Consider the following 22686-nt stretch of genomic DNA (forward strand, 5'->3'; position numbering starts at 1 on the left):
CGCAGCATTTCTTTTTGCTGCAATGCAGAATTTTCGAGGTGAAAACGTCGAAAATTGATGACGTCCCGCTGCGCGACTGACTTAATCGGGACATCGGAAGGCAACGACGCCTACCGACGGAATTCGCCCACAATCCAGGGCACCTTACAAGAGCAAAGCCGCTCGACCATCCGCCACCTCCTCCCGGCGGACTGTGTCGGCGGCTTTTTTGTTTGCCCATAGGGTTGGGCTGAACCGAAAGGGATCGAGATGAAAAAGCTTCTTTTAGGCCTCGCCGCAACGACGGCGCTTGTGTCTCCGGCACTGGCCGAGTTGGAACTGGAAAAAGACGAACTGACCTTTGGCTTTATCAAACTGACCGACATGGCGCCGCTGGCTGTCGCCTATGAGAATGGATACTTTCTGGACGAAGGGCTGTTTGTGACGCTGGAAGCGCAAGCCAACTGGAAAGTCCTGTTGGACGGTGTGATCGACGGGCAGTTGGACGGTGCACATATGCTGGCCGGACAGCCTTTGGCTGCGACCATTGGGTACGGGACCGAAGCCCATATTATCACTCCGTTTTCGATGGATCTGAACGGAAACGGCATCACCGTATCCAACGAGGTTTGGGAAGAGATGAAGCCGAACATCCCAAAAATGGAGGATGGTCGCCCGCAGCACCCGATCAGCGCCGAGGCTCTGGCTCCGGTGGTCGAGAAATACAAGTCCGAAGGCAAGCCCTTCAACATGGGCATGGTTTTCCCTGTTTCGACTCATAACTACGAACTGCGCTATTGGCTGGCCGCGGGCGGGCTGCATCCGGGTTTCTACAGCCCCGAAAACGTGACCGGTCAGATCGGCGCGGATGTATTCCTGTCGGTGACGCCTCCGCCGCAGATGCCCGCCACGTTGGAGGCCGGCACGATCTACGGCTACTGCGTGGGTGAGCCGTGGAACCAGCAGGCTGTGTTCAAGGGTATCGGCGTACCGGTGATCACCGACTATGAACTGTGGAAGAACAACCCAGAAAAGGTCTTTGGCATCACTGCCGAGTTCGCCGAAGAATATCCCAACACCACGCTGGCCGTGACCAAGGCTTTGATCCGCGCCGCGATGTGGCTGGATGAGAACGACAACGCCAACCGCCCGGAAGCTGTCGAAATCCTGAGCCGCCCGGAATATGTGGGCGCGGATTACGACGTGATCGCCAACTCGATGACCGGCACATTTGAATACGAGAAAGGCGACAAGCGCGAAGTTCCCGATTTCAACGTGTTCTTCCGCTACAACGCGACCTACCCGTTTTATTCGGACGCTGTTTGGTATCTGACTCAGATGCGCCGTTGGGGTCAGATCCCCGAAGCGAAACCAGACGGCTGGTATGATGAAGTCGCAAAGTCCGTCTACAAGCCCGAGATCTATCTGGAAGCCGCGCGCCTGCTGGTTGACGAAGGCTTGGCGAATGAGGCCGACTTCCCCTGGGAGAGCGATGGTTACAAAGCACCGACCCCAGCCGAGGATATCATCGACGGCATCGCCTATGACGGCCGTACCCCCAACGCCTATCTCGAAAGCCTGTCTATTGGTCTGAAGGGCGATCAGAAGATCGTCGGCTCGGACGTGCAAGGTTAATCCCGAAAATCCACGCCCGGCATCTGCTGGGCGTGGCCCAATCAGTGCCCCGCCATCGCAAGGACACCCCAGATGACAACGGTCGATCCCGAATTCAACGCTGACGCAGCCCGAGAGGCGCGCCGCGCCCGCCTGTTCACCCGCATCAACGCCGCAGACAAGTGGTTTCAGGTGCTTGGCCTCAGCTGGGCCACCCCTGTTCTGAAGGCTGCCGCCGGAGACAACCCCCGCGCCCAGATGACCGAGATCTGGCGCTTGCTGGTCGTCCCCCTGCTGTCGATCTGCGCGTTTCTGCTGTTGTGGGCGACACTGGCACCAAAAGTGCAAACCTCTCTGGGTGCAGTCCCCGGACCGGCTCAGGTCTGGGAAGAAATGATCAACCTCAACGAGGACGCGCAGGCGAAGGCTGCCAAACGCGCCAAGTTCGAGGCGATGGTCGAGAAACGGAACCAGAAGCTGATCGATGCGGGCCGCGCGGATGAGGTCAAGCAAGTCGCCTATACCGGTGCGCCGTCCTACTACCAGCAAATATGGACCTCGATCAAAACCGTGTTCTTCGGGTTCCTGATTGCGACCGTTGTGGCCGTTCCGCTTGGGATTGCTGCTGGATTGTCACCGACTGCAAATGCCGCGTTGAACCCTCTGATCCAGATCTTCAAACCGGTCTCGCCGCTGGCATGGTTGCCGATCGTGACCATGATCGTCTCGGCGGTTTACGTCACCAATGACGGCTGGTTCGCCAAATCCTTTCTGATCTCGGCCATCACCGTGACGCTGTGTTCGCTGTGGCCAACTTTGATCAACACCGCACTGGGTGTGGCGTCCATCGACAAGGATCTGGTGAACGTCTCCAAAGTTCTGAAAATGAACACTTATACCAAGATCACCAAGCTGGTGCTGCCATCAGCGCTGCCGCTGATCTTCACCGGTTTGCGCCTGTCGCTTGGTGTCGGCTGGATGGTCTTGATCGCGGCTGAGATGCTGGCGCAGAACCCCGGTCTGGGCAAATTCGTCTGGGATGAGTTCCAGAACGGTTCGTCCAGCTCGCTCGCCAAGATCATGGTTGCGGTCTTCACCATCGGCATCATCGGTTTCCTGCTGGATCGAGTGATGTACGCACTGCAATCCCTCTTCACCTTCACGAACAACCGGTGAGCACGATGAGCATTCTGAGCTTCAAGAACGCCTCGAAATCCTTTGGCGAGGGCACCGCGCGCACCGATGTGCTGAAAGGAATCGATCTGGACGTGCAAGAGGGCGAGTTTCTGGTGATCCTCGGCTTCTCGGGCACCGGCAAGACGACCCTGATCAACCTGATGGCCGGACTTGATAGCCCGACAAGCGGAGAGGTCACGTTCAAGGGTGCCCCAATTAAGGGCCCCGGCCCGGAACGGGGCGTGATCTTCCAGAATTATTCGCTGATGCCGTGGCTAACGGTCAGCGGCAACGTGGGGCTGGCGGTCGATACAGTCTTTCCCGGCCTCAGCAAGACCGAGAAGTCCGAGAAGGTCGCGCATTATGTCAAGATGGTGGGCCTCAGCCACGCGGCCACGCGCCGCCCGGCGGAACTGTCCGGCGGGATGCGCCAGCGGGTCAACGTGGCGCGCGCCTTGTCGATGAACCCCGAAGTTCTGCTTCTGGATGAGCCGCTGTCAGCGCTCGACGCGCTCACCCGCGCCAATCTGGCGGATGAGATCGAGCACATCTGGGAAGCCGACAAGAAGACCTGCGTGCTGATCACCAATGATGTGGACGAGGCGATCATTCTGGCCGACCGGATCATTGCCCTGAACCCTGATGGCACGCTGGGCCAAGAGTTTCGCGTGTCGATCCCGCGCCCGCGCGAACGCGGAGCCATGAACAACGACGAAACCTTCAAGCGCCTGCGTGCTGACGTCACCAAATACCTTATGGATGTGGGAATCGAGGCCAAGGTCGAAGGCTCTCGCATCTTGCCCGATGTGACTCCAATTCACGGTGTGCCGGCTGCGGTGGCTGAGGCGCAAAAGGGGATGATCCAGGACCGCTTCCTGGACTTCTCGCAACTGCACAAGGTCTATCCGACACCCAAAGGTCCGCTGACCGTTGTCGAGGACTTTGACCTGAAAATCGACAAGGGCGAGTTCATATCGCTGATCGGCCATTCGGGTTGTGGCAAGTCTACGGTTCTGACCATGGCCGCCGGGCTGAACGACATCTCGAAAGGCGCGATCAAGCTGGATGGCCGCCACGTTGAAGGCGCTGATCCTGAACGTGCCGTCGTGTTCCAGTCGCCTAATCTGTTCCCATGGCTCAGCGCCAAGGAAAACGTCGCGATTGGAGTCGACAAGGTCTATCCCAAGGCCAGCATTGCTGAGCGGCAAGACGTGGTCGAATACTATCTGGAACGCGTTGGTCTGGCTGACGCGATGGACAAATCCGCCTCAGACCTATCTAACGGCATGAAACAGCGCGTCGGCATCGCCCGCGCCTTTGCTCTGTCCCCCAAACTTTTGTTGCTGGATGAACCCTTCGGGATGCTCGACAGCCTGACACGCTGGGAATTGCAGGAAGTGCTGATGGAGGTCTGGTCCCGTACCAAGGTGACGGCAATATGCGTGACCCATGACGTGGATGAGGCGATCTTGCTGGCCGACCGGGTGGTGATGATGACCAATGGTCCGCAAGCGACGATTGGCAAGATCACCAAGGTCGACCTGCCGCGTCCGCGCACGCGCAAGGCGCTGCTGGAACACCCTGATTACTACGCCTACCGGCAGGAGGTCCTCGATTTCCTCGAAGAATACGAACACGGCGCTAAGCCAAAGACGCCCGCCCCCAAGGCAATTGCAGCGGAGTGAAAACATGAAGCAAAGACTTGTAGTCATTGGCGCAGGCATGGCTTCGGGCCGGGTGCTGGAACACCTGACCGACAACGCGCCCGATGCGTATGACATCACCCTGTTCAACGCCGAGCCGCGCGGGAACTACAACCGCATCATGCTCAGCCCGGTTCTGTCGGGTGAAAAGACGTACGAAGAGATCGTCACACATGACGACGCCTGGTACGCCGAGCGGGGCGTGGCCTGCCGCTTTGGCGAAAAGGTGGAAAAGATCGACCGCGAGATGAAGGTGGTCGAGGGTGCGAACAGCCACGTTCCCTATGACAAGCTGGTGATCGCCACCGGGTCGAACCCGTTCATCATCCCTCTGCCGGGGCATGATCTGGAAGGCGTAATTGCCTATCGCGATCTGGAAGACACCCAGCAGATGATGGGCATGGGCCCGGACAACAAGGTTGTCGTCATCGGCGGTGGTTTGTTGGGCCTAGAGGCAGCAGCGGGCATGGCCGCGCATGGAGTGGACGTCACCGTGGTCCACATCATGGGTCACCTGATGGAGCGTCAGCTGGACGACGCAGCCGGGTATTTGCTGAAGAAGTCACTGGAAGACAAAGGCATCAAGATTTGCCTGCAGGCGAACTCCAGGGAAATCCTTGGACAAGATGGTAAGGTGCACGCGCTGTTGCTGGATGACGGCACTGAATTGCCCTGTGACCTGCTGGTGATGGCCGTAGGTATCCGCCCCAATACGGCGCTGGCGCAAGAGGCTGGTCTGGCCACCGGGCGCGGTATCCATGTGGATGACCAAATGCTAACCTCAGACCCGGATGTTTATGCTGTAGGCGAGTGTGTCGAACATCACGGAGAAGTCTTTGGCCTCGTCGCCCCACTGTATGACCAAGCGAAGGTCGCAGCACAATCGTTGCTGGAGGAAGAGGCCGCTTTTGTTCAAAAGACCCTCTCGACCAAGTTGAAAGTCACCGGTTGTGACCTGTTCAGCGCGGGGGATTTCGCGGATGGACCGGGACGAGAGGACATTGTCTTCCGAGACCCCTCGCGCGGGGTTTACAAGCGCCTTGTGATCGAAGGGAATCGTCTGGTCGGTGCCGTCATGTATGGCGATACGGCCGATGGCAGCTGGTTCTTCGGTCTGATCAAGGACGGCACTAGCATCGAAGACATGCGCGAGACGCTGATCTTCGGCCCGGCCTATCAGGGGGGCGACACCGCGGACCCTCTCTCAGCCGTTGCAGCATTGCCGCCTGAGGCGGAGATTTGCGGCTGCAACGGCGTATGCAAAGGTGAGATTGTTGAGGCGATCAATGCAGGGGCCGGTGATCTGGGCGCTGTGCGTGCAAGCACCAAGGCCAGCGCATCCTGCGGGACATGCACGGGGCTGGTCGAGCAAGTTCTGCAAGTCACTCTGGGCGACGACTTCCAGATGCCAGTCGCGCAACCGGTCTGCGGTTGCACCGACCTGACGCATGAGGATGTACGCCGCCTGATCAAGGGGCAGCAACTGAAAAGTCAAGCTGCAGTCTGGCAGGAACTCGGTTGGAAAACACCCAACGGCTGCCATGTCTGTCGCCCGGCGATCAACTTTTACCTGCTGGCCGATTGGCCGCTGGAGTATCAGGACGACCCGCAAAGCCGGTTTGTGAACGAACGCAAACACGCCAATATCCAGAAGGACGGTACCTTTAGCGTCGTGCCACGCATGTGGGGCGGGATCACCACCCCCGAAGAACTGCGCGCCATCGCGGATGCGGCGGACAAATACAACGTGCCAACCGTCAAGGTCACCGGCGGTCAGCGCATCGATCTGCTGGGCGTGAAGGGTGAAGACTTGCCTGCAATCTGGTCTGATCTGAACAAGGCCGGGCTGGTCTCTGGCCATGCCTATTCCAAGGGTTTGCGCACGGTCAAAACCTGTGTCGGAACCGATCACTGCCGGTTCGGCACGCAGGACAGTACTGGTTTGGGCATCAAGCTTGAGAAAATCCTGTGGGGGTCTTGGACGCCTCATAAGCTGAAGCTGGCCGTGTCGGGCTGCCCTCGCAACTGCGCCGAGGCGACCTGCAAGGACATTGGCGTGGTCTGCGTGGACTCTGGATACCAGATCAGCATCGGCGGTGCCGCAGGTATGGATGTCAAAGAGACCGAGTTGCTCTGTCAGGTTCCCACCGAAAACGAAGCCATCGAGGTCGTGATGGCCGTCACCCAAGCTTATCGCGAAGGCGGCAAGTATCTGGATCGCCTGTATAAATGGCTAGGTAAGGTCGGCATGGACTGGGTTAAGGCGCAGGTCGTGGACGACCTTGAGAACCGCGCCGCTTTGGTCGCCCGGTTTGAACTGTCGCAAAGCATCTACCGCAAAGATCCATGGGCTGAACATGTACGGGACAAGGCGCAGACCTATGCCCCAATCGCAGATTTCACACTGGAGGCCGCGGAATGAGCTGGATCGACATAGGGCATATCGAAGACATCCCCATGCGCGGAGCGCGGTTGGTGAAAACTCATATTGGTTGCATCGCCGTCTTCCGCACTGCCGAGGCGGAAGTCTACGCCGCGACCAACAGTTGCCCGCACAAGGGCGGGCCGCTCTCAGAAGGCATCGTGCATGGCCAGTCGGTTACCTGTCCGCTGCACAATTGGGTTTTTGACCTGAACACGGGTGAGGCGCAGGGCGCGGATGACGGCCGGATCACCACCTATCCAGTGCGCCTTGAAGGCGGTCGCATTCTGCTTGACGACAGCGCTGTCACCCGGCGGAGCGCGGCCTGATGGACGGAAGCGGTCTGCCCGAGGTTCGCTCGACCTGCGCATATTGTGGCGTCGGCTGTGGTGTGCTTCTGCGGCCTGACGGGGTTGGAGGTCTGACAGTACGGGGCGACCCGGATCATCCGGCGAACCATGGTCGCTTGTGCTCGAAAGGGCTGGCTTTGGGCGAAACAGTGGGGCTTGAACACCGGTTGCTGGCACCTCGCACCTTTGGCCAGGACACCACCTGGGGCGAAGCCCTGCAATTGGTCGCAGATCAGTTCTCTGCCGCTATCAAGACGTATGGGCCGGACAGCGTAGCGTTTTATGTTTCAGGACAGTTGCTGACCGAAGATTACTATGTCGCCAACAAACTGATGAAAGGCTTCATTGGGTCGGCGAACATCGACACCAACTCCAGGCTTTGTATGGCTTCAACCGTGGCCGGGCACAAACGTGCCTTCGGTACGGATACTGTGCCCGGAACTTATGAGGATTTGGATCAGGCTGATCTGGTTGTCCTGGTGGGCTCGAACCTCGCCTGGTGCCACCCCGTTCTCTATCAGCGCGTCATAGCTGCGCGTCAGGCACGCGGCACGAAGATCGTGGTTGTTGATCCTCGCCGCACAGCGAGTTGCGATCAGGCGGACCTGCATCTGGCGTTGCAGCCCGGCAGCGACGTGGCGCTGTTCAACCGGTTGCTGAGCAGAATTCACCAAACCGGACATGTTGCAGCGGATTTTCTGGATCGCAGCATTGGGTTCTCCGAAGCTCTCGAACTGGCACAGCTTGATGATCCTGATGAAACCAGCCTGAGCGCCGATGAGATTGAGGCATTTTGCGATCTGTGGATTGGGACCGAGCGGGTCGTTACGATCTTCAGTCAGGGTGTAAACCAATCCTCCAGCGGAACAGACAAGGTCAACGCGATACTAAACTGCCATCTGGCCACGGGGCGGATCGGGCGCGCGGGGATGGGGCCGTTTTCGGTCACCGGCCAACCAAACGCGATGGGTGGTCGAGAGGTCGGCGGTTTGGCCAATATGCTGGCTTGCCATTTGGATATAGAAAATGAAGCCCACAGAACCGCCGTCCGGGACTTCTGGAAGGCACCCAACCTGCCAGAGAGACAGGGACTCAAGGCAGTCGACCTGTTTCGGGCCGTCGAACGCGGCCAGATCAAAGCACTTTGGATCATCCACACCAATCCGGCCGCCACAATGCCGGATGCAGATCGAGTGAAGGCGGCTATCGAAAATTGTCCATTTACAGTTGTTAGCGATGTGACTGCCAAAACAGACACCGCGCGTATCGCGGACGTCTTGCTGCCAGCAGCAGGTTGGGGTGAAAAAAGTGGTACTGTGACCAATTCAGACCGCACGATCAGCAGACAAAGGGCCGTTCTGTCACCTCCGGGACACGCGCGCGCGGATTGGGAAATATTGGCCGAGGTGGGTCGCCGCATGGGGTGGACCGAGGCATTCAGTTATCAGACACCGGCGCAGATTTTTCGGGAATACGCGAAGATGACTGCGCTTGCCGTATCATTTGGCAAGGACCTAGACATTACAGAGTTATCGGACGTTGATGACGCAGGCTATGACGCGCTAAGCCCAACCCGGTGGCCAACGACATCCGGCAATTCAGATGGGCGTTTTTTCGGCGATGGGCAGTTTTTTCATCCTGATGGCAAGGCGCATTTTGTGCCCGTTTCCCATCGACCGCCACAAGCCGACACGTCCCAACAATATCCGTTTCAATTGAACACAGGTCGGAATCGGGATCAGTGGCATACTATGACCCGGTCCGGTTTGTCGCCCCGGCTGTCAGCTCATCTTTCCGAGCCATATGTAGAGGTCAACCCGAAGGATGTTGATCGGTTGGGTCTTCATGCTGCGGATTTGGTCGAACTCGACAGTTCAGTTGGAAGCGGAATCTTCAGGCTTCGCAGTACAGAGGCTGTTGCGCCCGGCCAAGTGTTTGCGCCAATTCACTGGTCAGGTGAAACGGCTCCGTCAGCTTGTGTGGGTGCGCTCGTACCCAGTGTGACTGATCCGATTTCAGGACAGCCAGAAAGCAAATCAACAGCCGTATCTTTGCGGCGCATGCATGCCGCGTGGTACGGTTTCGCCGTATCAGTTAGTGCCGCATCCCCTGACGCAGAGTATTGGGCAGCCGCTAAAACAACCAACGGCTACAGAATGGAGTTGGCCGGGAAGCAGACCATAGAAGATTGGGAAAGCACCGCCCGCGACTGGTTTGGGTTGCCGGATGCAATGGCGACTTCTGTACAAGATCCCAAACGCGGCTCTTACAGGATCGCACTGTCAGACGGGCAGCGCATTTTGGCGGCACTCTTCATCTCCCGCCAACCTGTCACCCTGATGCGAGACTATTTGGCATCTTTGCCTCAGGTTGCGCTCCAGCAAATTCTGTCTGGCCGATCATCCGTTGCTTCTGAAGATTGCGGACCAGTCGTCTGTTCGTGTTTCGGGGTCGGGCTGAAGACCATCATCAACGCTATTCACGATCAACATTTGATCAGTGTAGACGCCATCGGGGATGCACTTCAGGCTGGAACGAACTGCGGTTCCTGTCGGCCAGAATTAGCTGATTTGGTCTTTGAACATTCAAAACTGAGTCACATGCAACCAGAGAACAACCCGCGCGAAAAAGCAGGATAAATTCACTGGTTTTGCGACAGGATTTCGGTGTGCTTTCTGCGGTTAAAATAACAAGCGCAGTTCCAATGCGCTGAACTGGGCGATCGCAGAAAGGGCTTCAATCTACCTGTTTGCTGACTCGAAAATACGTTCGCCTTGCTCGTCAATTACCTGCTTCGCCTTTGCGATGCTGAAGCTTTCGGCCTGATCTCGGCTTTCAAAGACATCGGCCCGGATCACGGTACATGTCTTGCGATCTCCGTCTGTAGTCTTTTCGATACGTGCCGACAGACGGAATTTTCCACCTTCGGCAATCAGGTCCGGGAAAATCTCGAACCCTTTATACGAGACCGGTTCCGGATCCGACTTTTCGCCGCCACCAAAGAGTTTTGATAAGATGGACATGGGGCAGCTCCTTTCCAATATTGCTCGGATCGAGATTAGCGCCGCTCAGCCTTGGCGTGAAGCGTGTTGTGCAATCAAATCACCGTAACCTCGATCCGATCACATGCTCATTGCATGGGCAGATGGTCCTGATCCGCTGCAAAGAACCGGACCCCGGACAAACGCTGGCGCAAAAGTTTCAACAGCGTCTGAAGTAAAGCTTTTGGATCGATCCGTAGCGCAGCCCAAATCAGAATTTGGTTGCCTGAACACATGAAGCAGTACAGCTCGCCTTTTCGTGGATATTCATGAAGTCTGTGTCGAGACACACCACTTGAATTATTGATGTGCCAGCAGCGCAGTGAGAACAAAATCTTCCACGCCGCCAATGATCTTGTTCATGGGCACATCTGACAACACGCTTCGATACGCGCTACCCTCCAGAACCTCTATCACCAATTGCGACGCCTGAAACGGATCCGGAACAGCGCGCAAATCACCATCCTGTATTCCTTGCCGAAGAACGGCTTCAAGTGCCTTAGTCAGCATGGCCCGGTTTTCCACAAACAACTGGGCAATATCTGGCTGACGAATGGCTTCACTCGAGATTTCCAAGGTCAAAATAACGTTCTCGGGCGCGGCTAGGTACTTGGCATACGCTTTGATAAACTTCTTCACAACAGTTGGCGCGGGTGAATCCGAACTCAGAATCCCAAGAAATTGCTCCAGATCGCTCCGTTCGAGCATCGCAATTTCAACAAGTATGTCGTGTTTGCCGCGAAAGTGGTTGTAGAGGTTTCCAAGGCTGACCCCTGCACGGGCCGCAATGTCACGAACGCCGGTCTGATGATAACCCCGCTCAAGGAAGCACATGACTGCGGCCTCCAAAATCTGACCCCGCCGCTTAGCTGTCGACTCTTCCCGCTTGGAAACCCGCTTTTTTTCGTCTTTTGTCATTTTCACTTTTCATATTGAACGAACGATCGTTCATATTATATGACAACTCATGACACCGCGCAAGGCGCAATGGATTCGAGGAGGCGGAGACAGACAGAGTATGGCTGAAAACACCTTGCAAGATGCTCAAAAACCAACCCGTCGATGGCTTTGGATCGGGCTGTCACTGGTCCTGTTTGCTGCGATCATCATCCTGGTGTTCGACACCAAAGACACGATTGACATTCAGGCTATAAACGTTCCCCCACCCCCACCTGTTACGTCTGTTGTCACAGTTGTTCCGGAAACCATGCACGTGCAGGTAACGGCCTTTGCCGAAGTTCGGCCACGCTGGGATGCTCAGCTGCGATCTGCCATATCCGGACGTATCACCGCCGTGCATGGCGCGGCTTTGGCAGGGGCACAGGTGGAACGCGGTGCGCCTTTGTTTTCCATTGAAAGCACACCTTACCAAAGTGCTGTCGCGGCAGCTGAAATGGAGCTTGCGCAGGCGAAACTGACTCTGTTGCGGGCGCAAAACAACGTGACCGTGGCGCGGCGGCAATTTGCAAGAGACGAGACAGATCCCCCTAACGACCTGGCCGTGAAACTGCCCCAGCTGATTATCGCGGAAAAGACCGTCGCGGCGGCGCAGGCCCGACTAGCCGTTGCCCGTAACCAGCTGGCGGAAGCCCTAGTTGTTGCCCCGTTTTCCGGATTTGTCACCCAGCGTTTCGCCAGCCTTGGTCAGACAGTAAGCCCCGGTGATGCCCTTATACACCTTTCGGATAACCGGCAGTTTGAGCTTGTGGTAGAGATCAGCCAGGCGGATTGGGCGCTGCTGGAACATCCGGTGTCCGGCATCACTGCTGATCTGATCGAACGCTCAGGAAATGCCGTGGGCAAAGCTCAGGTCCGGCGTGGCGGAGGGTTTCTGGATCAGAACACGCGGCAAGTGCGCGTTTTCTTGGATGTCCTCTCACCTGATGAGCGCATACTCGCGGGCGATCTGATAGAGGTTAGAATTCCCGGTCGCCGAATTGCCAACACGGTGACGCTGCCGGAAAGCACCCTGACGCGCGCTGGGCACATCTGGATGGTCGGGGATGACGATCACCTGCGCCGGATCCGCGCTGACATTCTGTTCCGCGGCGAAGGCACGATCACGATCCCGGCCCCTGAAGGGACCGGCCCGTGGCGCGTCGCAAGAAACCCGCTGGCCTCGTTCTTGCCGGGTCAGCGCGTGACGCCGCAATCAGATGAGGGCTGAGCCATGCACGCCCTGACCTCATGGTTCATCCGTAATCCGGTTGCTGCCAATCTGATGATAGCGCTGATCCTGTTCCTCGGCGTACAGACGCTGCTGAGCATCAGGATCGAAGGTTTCCCACGCATTCCGCCGGAAAGCGTCACAATCGCAATCGAATTTCCGGACGCGACAGCCGAACAGGTCGATGAATTGGTAACACAGAAGGTTGAGCAGGCACTTGAGGGACTGGAAGGCGTGCGCAGCATCACTTCGCAATCCCAGAATGACCTCAGCCTGATCACAGTTCGTCGCGCCGGCGGCGAGAAGCTTCAGGCTGTCCTGGACCGGGTACGCATCCGTATCGATGGGTTGACTGATCTGCCCAAAACCGCGCAACGCCCGGTGATCGAGGCCTCAGGGTTTGATTTCCCGGCGCTCTACCTGAATCTGTATGGTGAAACCGACCCGGCCACATTGCAGAGCCTCGCCCAGCGCCTGAAGGAAGAACTGTTAGCACAGCCGGAGCTGTCCCGGCTGCAAATTTGGGGACTGATCCCAAAAGAACTGCGGATCGAAATCGACCCGGCAATGCTGCGCCATTATGGTCTGACCGTATCGGATGTGACGCGCGCCATCGAGGCTAACTCGCTGGCGTTTCAGGCAGGTCGTCTCCGTACTGAAGGCGGCACGATTTTCCTGCGGGCGGACGATCGGGCCAGGTACGCACCGGAATACGCAGCCCTGCCCATAATCGAAAGCGGCGACGGGTCCTATGTGCCTTTGGGCGACATCGCCAATATCGAGGACGGGTTTCAGGACGGAGAATACCTGTTCCGGCTGAACGGCAAGCCCACCGTGGGGATGGAAGTTCTGGTCGGACAGAAAGAGAACCTGCTTGAGATCAGCGCTGTGGTGCGCAGCACGGTGGAAAATTTCAGCCGACAACTGCCGTCTCAAATCCACATCGATGTCTGGGGGGACAGTGCCGGTTACATCTCTGAGCGCCTGGCGCTGCTGCGCTCGAACGGGGTGCAGGGCTTGATCCTTGTCACCCTGATGCTCTCGGTTTTTTTGAACGTCCGGCTGGCGTTCTGGGTCGCCATGGGTATTCCGGTTTCCGTTATGGGAGCGATTGCCGTTTCGGGGTCGAAATGGGTGGATTACTCGCTGAACGACGTCACCACTTTTGGACTGATCATTGCCTTGGGCATCCTGGTCGATGACGCCGTTGTTGTGGGTGAGAGCGTTTTTGAAGAACGCCGCAATGGCAAAGATCCGATCAGAGACACCGAACGCGGCGTCCACCGCGTTGCGATTGCAACAGTTTTTGGGGTTCTGACTACCATCGCGGCCTTCTTCCCAATGCTCTTGATCGACAACCCGCTGGGCAAAGTACTTGCCGGATTTGCAGGTATCGTGATCCTGACGCTGATTTTCTCGCTGATCGAAAGCAAATTCATCCTACCCGCCCATCTGGCGCGGGTTTCGATGCGGAAAGAGCGTCGGTATCTGCTGACGCACCTCTGGGCTCGGGTACAGGATATTGCGCAGGATGGCCTGAACTGGGTTCGGGATCGCATCTACCACCCGCTGCTCGTTGCGGCGGTGCGACAGCGTTACGCCGCATTGATCCTGTTCATCGCCGCCGCAACGCTGGGGCTTGGCCTGATGTACAAGGGCAAAGTCAGAACTGTGTTCTTCCCCGAGGTGCCCGGCCAAATCATCACGATGAACCTGGAAATGGACGCCCGCGCGCCCTTTGCGCTGACCCGTTCGAACGTGGACCGGATCGAAACCGAATTGAACGATCTGAACGCCGAACTTGCTGAAGATACAGGTACGTCGCCCGTTCAGACTGTATTCACCATCATCAACAACGCAGGAGATGCGCAGATCTATGCCGAGATGATCCCGGTCACCGAACGCCCCGACGTTCCTGTCTTGAGCGTGGTGCGCGAATGGCGTGATCGCGTGGGCGCGGTCGAAGGCGCGACCGAACTAGAGTTCACCGGATCAGAAACACTCGCCGGAGGGTTCCGCATCCGGCTGGCCTCAAAGGACAAAGACCAGCTGCGCCGGGCAAGCGCCGAGATGAAGAACTTTCTGTCCGGTATCAAGGGTGTGGCAAATGTCCGGGATGGGCTTGTGGGCGGACAGCCCGAACTGAAACTGCGCCTACGCCCGGATGCGCGGCACCTTGGGTTCAATACCGAAACACTGGCGCGCCAGATCGGCTATGGGTTCGGCGGGGCCGAAGTAACCAAGGTCAGGCGCGACGGGTCGGAAATCCGTGTGGTCGTGCAGAACGCGCGGGAAAACCGCGACACCCTTGCCGATCTGATGCAAACCCGGCTGCGCAGCGCCTCAGGAGCTTGGGTGCCGCTGGAGACGGTGGCCGAAATTGAAAGCACCTACGCCTCCGGCACGGTCGACCGCCGTGACGGTAAACGCATGAACATAGTGGCGGCCTCGATCGACCGTGATCTTGTTGCCCCCGAAGAGGTCGGACAGGCCGTTTTCGAACAACTGGTTCCCGAACTACGCGCGAAATACCCAAGCGTGACTGTCCTGCCTGCTGGTGAATTGGAAGAGATGTCGGACATAAGCGACGGCTTGAAACGCGCCCTGCTGCTGTCTGCTGTTCTGATCTATGTGCTGATGGCCGTTCCGCTGAAAAGCTACTGGCAGCCCTTCGTCATTCTGGCCATCGTTCCCTTCGGCTTCGTCGCAGCCGCCGTCGGCCACCTGATCATGGGCGTCTCGCTGTCGCTGTTTTCGTTCTTTGGCATGCTGGCGCTGACCGGCGTGATCGTGAATGACAGTCTGGTCATGATCACCCGCTACAATCAGGCCCGCAAAGACGGTCATTCTGTGCACATGGCCTTGAAAAGCGCAGGCATTGGACGTTTCAAGGCGATCTTTCTGACCACCGCAACAACAGTGATCGGCCTGACACCCTTGCTGACCGAAACGTCGGAACAGGCGCAATATCTGATCCCCGCAGCAATCTCTTTGGCCTTCGGAGAGCTTTTCGGCACTGCCCTTATGCTGCTGCTGGTACCGGTGCTAATCGCCATTGCCGAAGATGTCCTAGCGGTTTTCAAGCCATCCAATCTGCAACCCTCTGAAGAAAGGACAAAGGCATGAAACGCAGCCCTCTGGTCCCCGCACTCGCCCTTTTGGCGCTGGCGGCACCCCTCCACGCTGACGGTCTCAACGTGACTGTAGATGGCATCCGCAACTCCAAAGGAAACATCGTCATCCTCGTGTTCGACAACGCGCGCGCCTTTGACAGTTTGGACGTTTGGGGCGCCATTGACTACGCCCAGATACCTTCCCGCAAAGGCAGCGTCACCCACGCGTTTGCAAATCTAAACGAAGGCCCCTACGCGGTCTTGTTGTTTCACGACGAAAACAAGGACGAAGACCTGAACTTGACCGCAACGCAGTTCCTGGAAGGCGTCGGGTCTACAGGAGCGCCAACGCCTGAGGACGAGCCTGATTTCAAAGCAGCCTCGGTCTGGCCGGGTCATGTTCGCGTTCGCATCCACTATGATCAGTGACGCCCTATGCTGAAGGACCGTAACCTGAACATTGGTACGCTTCTAAGCGTGTTTCGCTGGCGCATCGGGCTTACCTGGTTTCTGATCCTGGCTGAAACTGCGTTCACGGTATTGATCCCGCTTTTCATCGGGTTTGCCATTGATGGGTTGCTGAACGGCACATTTCAGCCCTTTTGGCATTTAGGCGCGCTTATGATTGCCCTTACACTCATTAGCGTGATCAGGCGCGTGTACGACACGCGCGTGTACGGAACGATCCGCGTTGAACTGGGCAAGGCTCTGGCCGCGCGGTTTTCCAGATTACCAATCTCATCGCTCAACGCCCGGATCGGAATGGGACGTGAACTGGCCGACTTTCTGGAAGAAATCCTGCCCTCGGCAATCTCAGGTGTTATGCAGTTTGTCGTATCGGCAACTGTGCTGTTTTACTTCTCACCAGCGCTGGCTCTGTCGGCCTGCGGTATTCTTGTCGGAATGGTATCCGTTTACGGACTGTTTCATTCGGTGTTTTGGCAATGGAACCGATCGCTGAACGAGCAAATGGAGCGCCAGGTCAGCGTTCTGGAACAACGCCGCGACCGCCCGGTTCTGGTCCACCTGAAGAAACTGCGGCGCTTCGAAGTAAAGCTCTCGGACACCGAAGCCATCGTATATGGCATGATCTTCGTTCTGCTAATTGGTTTGATCTTGTTCAACCTATGGTTCGCGACACAAAACCTGGATGCGACTCCCGGAACTATTTTTTCAATTGTCAGCTATTCGTGGGAATTTGCCGAAGCAGCGCTCACACTGCCGGTGACTTTGCAATACTGGTCAAGACTGTCCGAAATCACGACCCGATTGCAGAGCAGTTGATCAGAATTCGGAACCAGTTATTGAGTCAAACTGCACACTTGAGCAATCCAATGAAAACCACCACCGGGCAAGGTCTTTACCGGTCATTGTTTTCTTCAACCGATGCCGCGAACTCGGCCGTCGAATCTCCCGTTCGCTAATAATGCAAAATCACAGACCGACTGAACTTGCGCTGTGCGGGACGAAACCGACAAAAAACCTGTGCAAGTATCCCCTGCCCCAATAGGTGCGTGCGCAGTTGCAGAGAATTTCCAACATCGATCCATGCGCTGTCGTCGCAGATGCAGCCATTCAATGAGAACGTTGACCGATAGGCCATTCGAGCTTCAATATGGACAGGCGCCAACCTCTTTGCGATCAATTTTGAAATCGCAGGCGGCGGATGGCCGGAAAACAATGGGGCGTGCATGACTGCCAGCGTGGAAACCCTTTTCACCGAAAGCGACGGCCTCTCCATCGCCTATCAGGTTTGGGGCGCTGGACCGCGCAATCTGGTGCTGGTTCCCGGCATGATCTCTCATCTCGAAGCGTCGCTGGAAAATCCGGGCTATATGCAGTGGATGACAACTCTTAGCTCGGCGGGCAGACTGGCAACTTTCGACAAGCGCGGTAACGGAATGTCTGACCGCATTCAGGGGACACCAACCCTTGAAGAACGTGTGGTGGATATCGAGGCGGTGATGGACGCCGCCAAGATGGAATCAGCCACAATTATTGCTTTCTCCGAGGGTGCTTCGCTTGCCTGCGTCTATGCCGCGATGCACCCCGAACGCGTTGAACATCTGGCCCTTTGTGGCGGTTACGCTCAAGGCCGTCTGACGCGCGGCTACCTGACACCTGAAAGCCTTGAAGTCGCCTTGTCCCAATTTCGCGAGAATTGGGGAAAACCCAATAAACCTCATCCGTTCTCTGAATTTGGCCCAAGTCAGGACGATGTTGAGGCGCAGGAAGCGTGGGCACATTTTCAGAGGATGAGCGCGACCCCTATTACGGTCGCCAATCTGTTCGAACTGGCTGCCTGGATCGATATCCGGGAATTGTTACCCTCTATTTCCCACCCAACCTTGGTCATTCATCGAGAAAACGAAGAACCTAACGGCTCTGAGTGTGCCGAAGACTTTCTTCGCATGATGCCCTCCACGGAATACAAAATCTTATCCGGACACGAACATGTGCCCTGGGAAGGTGATGTCGAAAGCTATGCCAATGCAATTGTCGAATTCGTTACTGGCGCGGCTCCACAGTCAAAGCAGCCCAAGCGCGCACTCGTCACCGTTCTATTCTCAGATCTGGTCGAATCCACGTCGCAACAAGCTCGGATCGGAGACGACCGTTGGCGCGTTCTGATGAACCAACACGACGACATCTGTGCGAACCAGATCTCCCGACATGGCGGTCGTCTTGTGAAATTCACCGGCGACGGGATGTTGGCTACGTTCACCTCTCCGACCAACGCGCTGGCCTGCGCCGGTTCTGTGCGAGAAGCTTTGTCTTCAATCGACCTGAACGCGCGCTTCGGCGCTCATACTGGTGAGATCGAAATTCGCGGAGACGACATCAGTGGGCTGGGTGTCGTCGTGGCTGCGCGTGTGATGGGCCAAGCCAAAGAAGGACAGGTTCTGGCCTCGGATCTCACTCGGCAATTGATGCTTGGCGCACCGTTCCAATTTCAGGACTGTGGTGAACACGAGTTGAAAGGCGTCCCAAATAAATGGCGCTTGCACGAGGTCAGCCCGGCGCACTGAACCACTCGAAACACCGGTCTCGCGCAGCTTGGGTTTGCCACGTTAGTGGTTTGTCTGTCTTAGGGCTTATTCCGGACTTAGGATAAAGCGCAGCATCGCTGCCCGGATGTGCCAGGTGTGCTAGTCTGGTTGGCAGTTAAAGGGTGAACGGAAAGCATACTCTGAACTTTGCGACTCAGATCTCCAACTCTGACAATTGCATCAATGTCGCTACTTCGGCTTCAGACAACGGGACACCATCGGTCGTAGCCTGTGTGCGATTGTTGTGTCGCCTTTCTCCCGGAATCCGGACACCTTCATCCTGAATCATTGCTGCAAGCATCACGTCCAGTGCCTCTGAGAAACCAGCTGCGCCGAGGCCGTCGGGGCGGATCGCAATGATGGTTTGGCCCAGACGAGGCGGCCCGCCTTCATCGTTGCCTAGCGAGGAGGCCTGAAACGACCAATGCGCACCGGTCAATCCGGCGGACAGGACCTCGACCATAAGCGCCAATACTCCACCCTTATGTCCACCCGCCGGCGCAATCGACCCGGCCATGGCGGCATCCGGGTCGGTTGTCGGATTCCCCTCAGCGTCTAAAGCCCAGTGTGAAGGAATGGGTTCTCCTGTGGCGGCCGCTTTGGCGAGGTTTACAAAAGCTGTGGCCGATGATGAGCTGTCTATAACCAGTGGATCACCGTCTCGCGGCGCTCCGAAGGCCCAGGGATTGGTGCCAAAAAAAGGTGATTTGCCGCCCCATGGGGCCATGGTCGAAGACGCATTTGCCGTCATCAGGCTGATCAGCCCTCGACGGGCCAGACGGTCCGTGAAGTAACCAAGCACACCACACGCATAAGCGTTGGATATCCCAAGAACCGCAATGCCCTGGGTCTGGGTCGTTTCCACCAGTCGATCTTCGGCGGCCTCAAAGGCCGAATGTGCAAATCCGTCCGCTGCGTCTACTGCGATGGCGCCGGGCAGCGTATGCGTTACGATTGGCGTGGCCTCACCCAGGATCTTTCCGACGCGCAAGTGGTTACAGTAATAGGGCAAATACCCCAAGCCGATACCGCGTGTACCTTCGGCCTCGGCCGCGCGTATCGACCGGGCCACCGGGGCCGCCTGTGCGGCACTGGCCCCGGCGTTTTGCAAAGCGGCGAAAGCAATGCTTTCAACCTGTTCCAAGGAAATCGTTTTTGTCATGTGTCGTCTCTGAGTTTGTTTGTTCAGATGAGCGGGAGCCGCCGCATTGTGCCGGGGGCATTCGGGTCGTGAAATTTGTTTGGCAGCCCTTTTTCACGTAACAGGTTAGCACAGTAGGTCAGCCTGTCCCGATCCAATGTGACACCCAGACCCGGCCCTTCAGGCAGGGGCAAATGGTTGTTTTTTGGGCTGAAAGGCCCTTCAACGATCACGTCATTAGGCTGTTGGCGCAAAAGCGATTGGTTGGGCTCGCGGATATGCGGATGGGCAGCGCAGGCATGCAGGTACGCGGCTGTGCCCAGCCCACTGTCACCGGAATAGCACCAAAAATCTATTCCCGCACCTTCACAGGCTGAGACGAACCGCATCGTCGCGGAAAAACCGCCCATTCCTGCAACGTCCGAGACCAGTGCATCCGGCACCCCATAGGCGACGGCTTTTCCCAGATCCAGATTGTGACCGGAAAACGGTATGGTGCAGTGCTGTCGCAATTTGCGCATTTGGCGCCATTCTGGGGTGGGGTCTTCCCAGTTCCGCAACCCGATTTCCGCAAATGCGGGCGCAAGGTACAGCGCTGAAGGCAGGCTGAATGCTTGATTGCTGTCGATCCGTAGCATCGCATCTGGACCAAGAGCGTCCCGCAAGGTTTGCAACAGCTCGATATTGGCTCGCAGGTCGGGATCCGAGACTTTACCTTCGAACCAAGTCGTACCGAATTGTTCACGCAGGGAAAGGCAGTACTCAACGACTTCCGCGATGCTTCCCTCTCCGCTCACGTCGCCATTGGGTAAGCGATAGGAAAAGTAGTCCGTGAACGGAATTTGCCGCCGTTGAATACCGCCCAGAAGATTGGCAACCGGTTGCCCCCACAACTTCCCTCGTAAGTCCCACAAGGCGATTTCAACGCCACCCCAGGCACCGCGCGTCGCAAAATCGGTGACGGAATGGTTGAAAGGTTGGGACGGCAGGACAAGACGTTCCAGAGCAACGATATCCAGCGGATCGCGTCCCACCAACAGCTCGGCCCAACCGTTGATAAGCGGGGCCGCGATATGTGACGGAGCCTCGCCAATACCAATCACACCATCGGTTGTTTCAACTTCGACAACGCATTTTGTGAATGCGTCCAAGGCTCCGTAAGACCAGATATAAGGGGCCTCTAACGGCACCAGTATAGGTGTCGCGCGCAGCGATTTTATCTTCATCGTTCAACACATTATTGAGGTTTAAGCCCCGCCGCGTTGAAATCAGCGCGGCGGGGACGTTGAGGTCAGTTGTTCAGCCAAACCTTTTCGAGATGCATTTCGCGCAACGGATGACGCTTGTAGTCCCGAACCGCATCCGTGTGATGCATCGCCAGTTCACGCCAGTATGGTTGAACGATGACTCCGCTGTCCTGCAACATCTTTTCCATCTCAGCCATCAATGGGCGGCGCTGATCCGGGTCGAAGATTCCCAAAGCCTCGGTCAGTTTCGCATCGAACTCAGGATTGGAATGCCCGCTTTCATTCCAGGCCTCACCGGATTTGTAGGCCAGCGCATAGACCTGAACACCCAAGGGCCGACCACCCCATGAGGTTGTCGAAAACGGATACTTGTTCCAATCATTCCAGAACGTCGCGCCGGGCAGTGTCTTGCGCGCAACTTCAAAGCCTGCATCCCGCATCTGAGCGGCAACAGTGTCGGCAAGATCTCGCAGCTCACCTTCGTCAATCGAGATCAACTCGATCTCAGCGGTTGCACCCGCGGCATCCAGCATCTCTTTGGCTTTGGCTGGATCGTGCGGCGGGCGCGGAACATCTGCATATTCCGGGTGAACCGGGGCCACATGATGATTGTCCGCATCACTACCAAGACCCGCAATGGCCAGCTCCAGACATACTGCATTGTCGACGGCCAATTGCACAGCATTGCGAACGGCTTGATCGTCAAACGGCGCTTGGTTCACGTTCATGCGCGCCACAGCCGTTGTCGCAGTAAGCGCCACTGCGCGGTTCAGCCCAAGCCTGTTGAACAGCTCTTCGGAATTGCTCTGAGTCTCGTCGTTCATATCGATTTCGCCAGCATCAAACGCTGCCGCAAAGGCTGTGTCTTCATTTCCGAGATCAATGAATTCAATCTCGTCCAGATAGACCTCACCACCCCACCATTTACCGTCTTCGCGTCGTTTCACGACCGCTTTTTCACCGACCGTAAATGAAACCAGCTCGAACCCACCTGTCCCAATCGGTGCATCTTGCAACTGCCCCGTGAACGACGGATGGACGCAAAGTGCGGGATAGTCCCCAAATGATGGGATCAGCGAAATATCTGGTTTGAACAGATTCAGGCGAACGGTGAAATCGTCTACTTTTTCAACGGCTTCATCTGCGGCCTGATCCTCTCCGTCGCGTCGCAGGGCGGTCAATCGCGCGGCCATGGAGTTTCCTTCTACGGTGCCATCGGCCATTCGGCGAATATTGAAAATAACATCGTCGGCGGTAAACGGATCCCCGTTGTTCCACACCGCGTCCTGGCGGACGGAGAGTGTGTATGTCATCGCATCATCGCTTACTTCCCAGCTGGTAAGAAGCGAAGGTGAGAAACTGCCATCCGCCTCCCAACGCACCAGAGGCTCACAGAACTGGCGTGCAACATTTGACTTTTGCGGCCAGTCATAGCTGCGCGGATCGTTGATATCCAAAACCTGCTGACCGACACGCAAAACACCACCGCGTTTGACTTCTTGCGCGCTGGCCGGTTGCGGGGTCGCGATGCCCAGCAACCCACCGGCAACCGGAGCACTGACCCCGAAAATGCTGGCCAATGCCATGAATTCACGACGATCAAGACGTCCTCGCCGGGCATCTTCGGCCCACTTTTCAATCCTTGAATCTACCTTATTCGACATGTTGCCCTCCCAACTGTTT

16 protein-coding genes are annotated in these 22686 nt (G+C 57.0%); 11 read left to right on the plus strand and 5 right to left on the minus strand.

Going from position 1 to position 22686, the window contains the following annotated elements:
- Positions 1 to 249: 249 nt before the first annotated feature.
- The 6 genes from AC2FNU_RS10290 (at position 250) to AC2FNU_RS10315 (ending at position 9883) form a co-directional block, all read left to right on the plus strand.
- Positions 250 to 1614 (plus strand): CmpA/NrtA family ABC transporter substrate-binding protein, encoded by a 1365-nt coding sequence (locus tag AC2FNU_RS10290; protein WP_496787933.1) that lies wholly within the window; start codon positions 250 to 252, stop codon positions 1612 to 1614.
- Between the two features lie 72 nt (positions 1615 to 1686).
- Positions 1687 to 2769, plus strand: a complete 1083-nt coding sequence (locus tag AC2FNU_RS10295) for an ABC transporter permease (protein ID WP_480800516.1) — start codon at positions 1687 to 1689, stop codon at positions 2767 to 2769.
- Between the two features lie 5 nt (positions 2770 to 2774).
- The gene (locus tag AC2FNU_RS10300) at positions 2775 to 4454 is read left to right on the plus strand and encodes an ABC transporter ATP-binding protein (RefSeq protein WP_496787935.1); all 1680 of its coding nucleotides are present in this window, start codon (positions 2775 to 2777) and stop codon (positions 4452 to 4454) included.
- A gap of 4 nt (positions 4455 to 4458) precedes the next feature.
- The gene (gene nirB, locus AC2FNU_RS10305; RefSeq protein ID WP_496787937.1) at positions 4459 to 6894 is read left to right on the plus strand and encodes a nitrite reductase large subunit NirB; all 2436 of its coding nucleotides are present in this window, start codon (positions 4459 to 4461) and stop codon (positions 6892 to 6894) included.
- A complete protein-coding gene (gene nirD, locus AC2FNU_RS10310; protein WP_496787939.1) occupies positions 6891 to 7223 on the plus strand; it encodes a nitrite reductase small subunit NirD in 333 nt (110 codons plus the stop codon). The genes nirB and nirD overlap by 4 nt, the downstream gene beginning before the upstream one ends.
- Positions 7223 to 9883 carry a molybdopterin-dependent oxidoreductase gene (locus tag AC2FNU_RS10315; protein ID WP_496787941.1) on the plus strand — a complete coding sequence of 887 codons (2661 nt, stop codon included), beginning with the start codon at positions 7223 to 7225 and terminating at the stop codon, positions 9881 to 9883. The genes nirD and AC2FNU_RS10315 overlap by 1 nt, the downstream gene beginning before the upstream one ends.
- 102 nt (positions 9884 to 9985) lie before the next feature.
- On the opposite strand, the gene AC2FNU_RS10320 is transcribed toward AC2FNU_RS10315, so the two are convergent.
- Positions 9986 to 10267 carry an HlyU family transcriptional regulator gene (locus tag AC2FNU_RS10320; RefSeq protein ID WP_496787943.1) on the minus strand — a complete coding sequence of 94 codons (282 nt, stop codon included), beginning with the start codon at positions 10265 to 10267 and terminating at the stop codon, positions 9986 to 9988.
- A gap of 318 nt (positions 10268 to 10585) precedes the next feature.
- Positions 10586 to 11203 (minus strand): TetR/AcrR family transcriptional regulator, encoded by a 618-nt coding sequence (locus AC2FNU_RS10325; RefSeq protein WP_496787945.1) that lies wholly within the window; start codon positions 11201 to 11203, stop codon positions 10586 to 10588.
- 49 nt (positions 11204 to 11252) lie between these two features.
- Here AC2FNU_RS10325 and AC2FNU_RS10330 point away from each other — a divergent pair, with 49 nt between their 5' ends.
- The 5 genes from AC2FNU_RS10330 to AC2FNU_RS10350 all read left to right on the plus strand — a co-directional run bounded on the left by AC2FNU_RS10330 (position 11253) and on the right by AC2FNU_RS10350 (position 18594).
- Positions 11253 to 12452: an efflux RND transporter periplasmic adaptor subunit gene (locus AC2FNU_RS10330; RefSeq protein WP_496787947.1), complete on the plus strand. Its 1200-nt coding sequence runs from the start codon at positions 11253 to 11255 to the stop codon at positions 12450 to 12452.
- Between the two features lie 3 nt (positions 12453 to 12455).
- On the plus strand, positions 12456 to 15578 hold the full coding sequence (locus AC2FNU_RS10335; protein WP_496787949.1) for an efflux RND transporter permease subunit: 3123 nt from the start codon (positions 12456 to 12458) through the stop codon (positions 15576 to 15578).
- Positions 15575 to 15994 (plus strand): DUF2141 domain-containing protein, encoded by a 420-nt coding sequence (locus tag AC2FNU_RS10340; RefSeq protein ID WP_496787951.1) that lies wholly within the window; start codon positions 15575 to 15577, stop codon positions 15992 to 15994. Before AC2FNU_RS10335 ends, AC2FNU_RS10340 begins: the two co-directional genes overlap by 4 nt.
- A 6-nt stretch (positions 15995 to 16000) precedes the next feature.
- Positions 16001 to 16849, plus strand: a complete 849-nt coding sequence (locus AC2FNU_RS10345) for an ABC transporter six-transmembrane domain-containing protein (protein WP_496787952.1) — start codon at positions 16001 to 16003, stop codon at positions 16847 to 16849.
- A gap of 407 nt (positions 16850 to 17256) precedes the next feature.
- Positions 17257 to 18594, plus strand: coding sequence for an adenylate/guanylate cyclase domain-containing protein (locus AC2FNU_RS10350; RefSeq protein WP_496787955.1), 1338 nt, complete (start codon positions 17257 to 17259; stop codon positions 18592 to 18594).
- Between the two features lie 175 nt (positions 18595 to 18769).
- On the opposite strand, the gene AC2FNU_RS10355 is transcribed toward AC2FNU_RS10350, so the two are convergent.
- The 3 genes from AC2FNU_RS10355 to AC2FNU_RS10365 form a co-directional block, all read right to left on the minus strand.
- Entirely contained in the window at positions 18770 to 19777 is a 1008-nt protein-coding gene (locus tag AC2FNU_RS10355; RefSeq protein ID WP_496787957.1) for an Ldh family oxidoreductase, read from the minus strand.
- Positions 19778 to 19800: 23 nt separating this feature from the next.
- Positions 19801 to 20982: a mandelate racemase/muconate lactonizing enzyme family protein gene (locus AC2FNU_RS10360; RefSeq protein WP_496787959.1), complete on the minus strand. Its 1182-nt coding sequence runs from the start codon at positions 20980 to 20982 to the stop codon at positions 19801 to 19803.
- A gap of 65 nt (positions 20983 to 21047) precedes the next feature.
- On the minus strand, positions 21048 to 22667 hold the full coding sequence (locus AC2FNU_RS10365) for an ABC transporter substrate-binding protein (protein ID WP_496787961.1): 1620 nt from the start codon (positions 22665 to 22667) through the stop codon (positions 21048 to 21050).
- Positions 22668 to 22686: the final 19 nt, after the last annotated feature.

Source organism: Ruegeria sp. BHSB064 (assembly GCF_059613205.1).

What these genes read in the sequence shown, in the direction of transcription:
- AC2FNU_RS10290 (WP_496787933.1), top strand. Translation starts at nt 250, where the DNA reads ATGAAAAAGCTTCTTTTAGGCCTCGCCGCAACGACGGCGCTTGTGTCT.
- AC2FNU_RS10295 (WP_480800516.1), top strand. Translation starts at nt 1,687, where the DNA reads ATGACAACGGTCGATCCCGAATTCAACGCTGACGCAGCCCGAGAGGCG.
- AC2FNU_RS10300 (WP_496787935.1), top strand. Translation starts at nt 2,775, where the DNA reads ATGAGCATTCTGAGCTTCAAGAACGCCTCGAAATCCTTTGGCGAGGGC.
- nirB (WP_496787937.1), top strand. Translation starts at nt 4,459, where the DNA reads ATGAAGCAAAGACTTGTAGTCATTGGCGCAGGCATGGCTTCGGGCCGG.
- nirD (WP_496787939.1), top strand. Translation starts at nt 6,891, where the DNA reads ATGAGCTGGATCGACATAGGGCATATCGAAGACATCCCCATGCGCGGA.
- AC2FNU_RS10315 (WP_496787941.1), top strand. Translation starts at nt 7,223, where the DNA reads ATGGACGGAAGCGGTCTGCCCGAGGTTCGCTCGACCTGCGCATATTGT.
- AC2FNU_RS10320 (WP_496787943.1), bottom strand. Translation starts at nt 10,267, where the DNA reads ATGTCCATCTTATCAAAACTCTTTGGTGGCGGCGAAAAGTCGGATCCG.
- AC2FNU_RS10325 (WP_496787945.1), bottom strand. Translation starts at nt 11,203, where the DNA reads ATGACAAAAGACGAAAAAAAGCGGGTTTCCAAGCGGGAAGAGTCGACA.
- AC2FNU_RS10330 (WP_496787947.1), top strand. Translation starts at nt 11,253, where the DNA reads ATGACACCGCGCAAGGCGCAATGGATTCGAGGAGGCGGAGACAGACAG.
- AC2FNU_RS10335 (WP_496787949.1), top strand. Translation starts at nt 12,456, where the DNA reads ATGCACGCCCTGACCTCATGGTTCATCCGTAATCCGGTTGCTGCCAAT.
- AC2FNU_RS10340 (WP_496787951.1), top strand. Translation starts at nt 15,575, where the DNA reads ATGAAACGCAGCCCTCTGGTCCCCGCACTCGCCCTTTTGGCGCTGGCG.
- AC2FNU_RS10345 (WP_496787952.1), top strand. Translation starts at nt 16,001, where the DNA reads ATGCTGAAGGACCGTAACCTGAACATTGGTACGCTTCTAAGCGTGTTT.
- AC2FNU_RS10350 (WP_496787955.1), top strand. Translation starts at nt 17,257, where the DNA reads ATGACTGCCAGCGTGGAAACCCTTTTCACCGAAAGCGACGGCCTCTCC.
- AC2FNU_RS10355 (WP_496787957.1), bottom strand. Translation starts at nt 19,777, where the DNA reads ATGACAAAAACGATTTCCTTGGAACAGGTTGAAAGCATTGCTTTCGCC.
- AC2FNU_RS10360 (WP_496787959.1), bottom strand. Translation starts at nt 20,982, where the DNA reads ATGAAGATAAAATCGCTGCGCGCGACACCTATACTGGTGCCGTTAGAG.
- AC2FNU_RS10365 (WP_496787961.1), bottom strand. Translation starts at nt 22,667, where the DNA reads ATGTCGAATAAGGTAGATTCAAGGATTGAAAAGTGGGCCGAAGATGCC.